Origin of the sequence: Allochromatium palmeri, from assembly GCF_009720725.1 — a bacterium.
GTDB lineage: Bacteria > Pseudomonadota > Gammaproteobacteria > Chromatiales > Chromatiaceae > Thermochromatium > Thermochromatium palmeri.
On sequence record NZ_WNKT01000093.1, the window covers coordinates 1 to 4,254 of the forward strand.

5 protein-coding genes and 1 pseudogene are annotated in these 4,254 nt (G+C 65.1%); 4 read left to right on the forward strand and 2 right to left on the reverse strand.

Going from position 1 to position 4,254, the window contains the following annotated elements:
- The 4 genes and pseudogenes from GJ668_RS20420 to GJ668_RS19320 all read left to right on the forward strand — a co-directional run.
- Positions 1 to 213: pseudogene (locus GJ668_RS20420) on the forward strand (hypothetical protein); the annotation flags it as partial.
- A gap of 35 nt (positions 214 to 248) precedes the next feature.
- Positions 249 to 374 (forward strand): hypothetical protein, encoded by a 126-nt coding sequence (locus tag GJ668_RS21040; protein ID WP_281350277.1) that lies wholly within the window; start codon positions 249 to 251, stop codon positions 372 to 374.
- A gap of 248 nt (positions 375 to 622) precedes the next feature.
- Positions 623 to 1,825, forward strand: coding sequence for a formate-dependent phosphoribosylglycinamide formyltransferase (gene purT / locus GJ668_RS19315; RefSeq protein WP_155451715.1), 1,203 nt, complete (start codon positions 623 to 625; stop codon positions 1,823 to 1,825).
- A 360-nt stretch (positions 1,826 to 2,185) separates the two neighbouring features.
- Positions 2,186 to 2,554 carry a DNA-binding protein gene (locus GJ668_RS19320; protein WP_155451716.1) on the forward strand — a complete coding sequence of 123 codons (369 nt, stop codon included), beginning with the start codon at positions 2,186 to 2,188 and terminating at the stop codon, positions 2,552 to 2,554.
- 32 nt (positions 2,555 to 2,586) lie between these two features.
- On the opposite strand, the gene GJ668_RS19325 is transcribed toward GJ668_RS19320, so the two are convergent.
- Together GJ668_RS19325 and GJ668_RS19330 are read right to left on the reverse strand one after the other, a co-directional pair.
- The gene (locus GJ668_RS19325) at positions 2,587 to 2,883 is read right to left on the reverse strand and encodes a hypothetical protein (protein WP_155451717.1); all 297 of its coding nucleotides are present in this window, start codon (positions 2,881 to 2,883) and stop codon (positions 2,587 to 2,589) included.
- A gap of 114 nt (positions 2,884 to 2,997) precedes the next feature.
- Positions 2,998 to 4,074, reverse strand: coding sequence for an alkene reductase (locus GJ668_RS19330; protein ID WP_155451718.1), 1,077 nt, complete (start codon positions 4,072 to 4,074; stop codon positions 2,998 to 3,000).
- Between the last annotated feature and the right edge of the window lie 180 nt (positions 4,075 to 4,254).

A 4,254-nucleotide genomic window follows, 5' to 3' on the forward strand; every position in this document is an offset into this window, starting at 1 on the left:
GGCACCGGCGATGCCGACCTGATCGCCTTGGGACGGACCATCCTCTACGACCCGCGCTGGCCCTGGCACGCTGCGGCTCATCTCGGCGCCACGGTCTCGGCTCCCGTCCAGTATCTGCGCTCCCAGCCCCAACGGTATCGCGACCTGTTTACGATGTCAGCGCCGAACGGGAGCCGGACCAGCCCTGGGCCGCAGTCGAGTCGGCGACACTGAGGCGGCTCGATACCCTGCACGCCGAGGCGGTCGCCTTGGCCACCGATTGCATGGACGCCCTGCTCCAGGCGCGCGAGGCGCATCTCTATCACGCGCGCGGCTCGGTCGGGGTGCGGGTACGCCGTTCCCCCTCGCCGCGCTCGGCTCCGGGGTGTTCCTGATCGAATGGTTTCGGGTCCGGGGACAGCAGCGGACCGACTACATCGCGCGCGACACCTGACCGTGCTCCTGGAGCGACGCGAGAGGTCCGACAGCGAGCGGGAGTTGGAGATTCAGCGTCCTCACCCAGGTTCAGTCGTAGCGGCGTGGCACTGGATGCCCCCCGCCTGGCGTCCTATCATCGCGTTCACGATCCTCAGCCGGATTGTCATTCCCCAATCCCATCCACCGCCTGCCATGCGGAGCCCCCATGCCCACACTCGGAACCGCTTTGACCCCCTCGGCCACCAAGGTACTGCTCTGCGGGGCCGGTGAACTCGGTAAAGAGGTCGTGATCGAACTCAAGCGTCTCGGCGTCGAGGTCATCGCCTGCGACCGCTATCCGAATGCCCCGGCGATGCAGGTGGCCGATCGCGCCCACTGTTTTTCCATGCTCGACGGGGCCGAACTGCGGCGGGTGATCGAGCAGGAGCGTCCCGACCTCATCGTCCCCGAGATCGAGGCGATCGCCACCGAGACGCTGCTGGAACTGGAGGCCGAGGGATTCCGGGTCGTGCCCACCGCCCGCGCCGTCCAGCTGACCATGAACCGCGAGGGCATCCGTCGTCTGGTGGCCGAGGAGTTGGGACTGCCGACTTCGAACTACCGGTTTGCCGACACCTACGCTGAGTTCGTGCAGGCGGTCGCCGAAATCGGCCTGCCGTGCGTGGTCAAGCCGATCATGAGCTCCTCGGGCAAGGGCCAGAGCCTGGTGCGCCACGCCGACGACCTGCCAGCGGCCTGGGACTATGCCCAGGTCGGCGGACGCGCCAGCGGTGGCCGGGTGATCGTCGAGGGCTTCATCGACTTCGACTACGAAATCACCCTGCTGACGGTGCGCCATCGCGACGACACCACCTTCTGCGAGCCGATCGGCCATCGCCAGGAGGAGGGCGACTATCGCGAATCCTGGCAGCCGCAGCCGATGGCGCCGCGTGCCCTGGAGCGTGCCCAGGCCATCGCCGCCCAGGTGACGGAGGCGCTGGGCGGGCAGGGGATCTTCGGCGTCGAACTCTTCGTGCGTGGCGATGACGTGATCTTCAGCGAGGTCTCGCCGCGTCCCCATGATACGGGGCTGGTGACATTGATCTCACAGGATCTCTCGGAGTTTGCCCTGCACGCCCGTGCGATTCTGGGGCTGCCCATCCCCGCCATCCGTCAGCTCGGGCCGGCGGCCTCGGCGGTCATCCTGGCCGAAGGTGTGTCCACACAGCCGCGCTTCGGCAACCTGGCCGCCGCCCTGGCCGAACCCGGAACCGATCTGCGGCTGTTCGGCAAGCCTGAGGTACAGGGGCGACGCCGACTGGGCGTGGCTCTGGCACGCGGCCAGAGTGTGGAGGAGGCCACGGCGCGGGCCGTGCGCGTGGCCGCTCAGGTGCAGGTCAGGCTTGACGAGGCGGTGGGCGATCGGTGACAGAACGGAGCTTGGCCGTCTCCGGTCGGCGAGCCCTCAGCGAGGCGACGTTTGCTCGGCTTCCCAGCCCTTGCACGCGAGCGCAATATAACAAGGCGTCTCCCGCCTCCAACCTGGAGACAGCGGATGCCGAGGAGGCACTGATCAGGCGAATCGACGGGGCCGCCTGAGCGGTATCCACCGAGGACGACCCGTTTCAGTCTCGACTGGAGCGGGCCGTCGTCCCCGGTTTACTTGGCTGGAGTTTGACGACTTCAGATCAGATCCAGTTGAAGCGGGTTCGGTCTATGTCGGCCGGTTCTGGAGGTTCAAACGGCCAGGCGTCGCTGACTGGGCTTAGGTGCACTCAGGACAAACGCCATGGTCGCCCTCTTCGCCGACGTACTTGAATCGACGCGGGAACCTGGTACGTCGCGATTCTCAGCCTCGGGCGTCGCTCACATTCTCGGCCTGCAACAGCAGAATTTGGCCAAGCTGGCCGGAGTCCATCGCAACACCCTGCGCACCTACCCGGAATCGCCGAGACTGCAATCGGCACTGCGCGACCTGATGCGTGTGCTGTCGGCCGCCACGGCGATACAGCCGGATCCGCAGCGCGCCATCTTCCTGATCAAGAACGAGCCCATTGCGGCGTTTCGTCACCAGACCCTGTTGCAGCTGGTCCAGCAAGGTCGAACCGAGGACGCGATTGACTATCTGGAGTCGATCCGCGCCGGGTTCGTCGGATGATCCTCTTCGACGTGCCGCCCGGCACCACCGTATTACGTGCGCATACCCACAGTGGGCCAGTCGGCCGACCAACGGTGCCGGTGCCGCGGCCCGAGGTGGGCGCTTCTTGTGGTGGCCGACGGCGACGAACCCAGGCTGATCATCGAAGCGGTATCCAACAGGCCCTGAAGCTCCTGCTCCCAGCACTCCAGGCCATGCCGTGCGCAGAGACGTTCGATGGCCTGAGTGACGCGATTGTCTTTCAGGATCGGACGGGCATCTTTTTGTAGCCGCCGCTCGATTTCGTCGCGCGTCGTCGGGTTGTCGAGTGATGCCAGATAGACGCGCACCAGATCTTCGTAAGTCGCCGTCGCCGGGGACGTGGGCGAAGGCAGGACGTCGTTGGCCGCGCAAGGTCCAAGCGACACAGGCGCGTTCGAGGGCCTCCTGATCGATGGGCAGGCTCAAGACTCAAGTGTTGGATAGTCGGTGTAACCCTTGGCGTCAGCCGTGTAGAAGGTCGCCATGTCGGGCGTATTCAGTGCGGCCCCGGCGCTCATCCGTTCGACCAGATCGGGATTGGCCAGGAAGGGACGGCCCAAGGCGATGAGGTCAGCGCGATCCTCCGCCAGTGCGGTTTCCGCGCTCGCCCGGTCGAAACCGCCCGCCAGGATGAAGGGACCATCAAAACACCGGCGTAGCTGCATTTTGAGCGTATCCGGCACCGGTGGTGTCCCCATCGACGAGTGATCCAGGACATGCAGATACAGTAGTCCGAGCGCCGACAAGGTCTCGCACAGCGCGAGGTACTGGGCATCCACATCCGGGAAGGCTCCTGTGCCGTTGAACACCCCGTAGGGCGACAGCCGGATCCCGACCCGGTCGGCACCGATTGCCGCGCAGACCGCTTGCGTAACCTCCAGCGCGAACCGGTTACGACCGTCGATCGTCCCCCCGTAACCATCCGTGCGCTGATTGACGTTGGGATTGAGGAACTGCTCGATCAGGTAGCCATTGGCCGCATGCAATTCCACGCCGTCGAATCCGGCCTCGATCGCCAGAACCGCTGACTGGGCGAACTCCTCGATGGCCTGGGCGATCTCGCGCTCGGTCATCGCCCGGGCGGGAGTGAAGGGTTGCAGACCCAGGGTGTCGGTGTAGATCTCCCCAGGACACACACAATCAACCGGAGCCAGCACCTCGGCGCCGGCGGGCAGATTCGCCACATGCGCCACACGCCCGGTGTGGATGAGCTGCGCCACGATCTTCCCGCCACGCGCATGCACGGCTTCGGTCGTCAATCGCCAGCCCCGGACATGCTCGACGTCGTACAGTCCAGGGATGCGCGGATAGCCGAGTCCATTGGGCGAGGTCGCGGTCGCCTCGGAGACGATCAATCCGGCTGAAGCGCGCTGGGCGTAGTATTCGGCCATCAGGGCATTGGGGGTGTTGGCCTCGATGGCACGGCTGCGCGTCATCGGGGCCATGACGAGGCGATTGTTCAGTGACAGCGAGCGGATACGCACGGGTTCGAAGAGCATCGGGATCTCCAGCAGGTCGGTGGCGGGCGGCTAAGACTGGTCTGCCTGACAACAAACCAGCGTCTGAAGCGTAGGGTACGAGTCCATCAGCGTGTTTTCCATTTTTGGACTTTGGACAAAGTATCTTACCAGCTGGCAAAAATCGTTCGCTCACATACAGTTGGAGTAGACAAGTCCTCT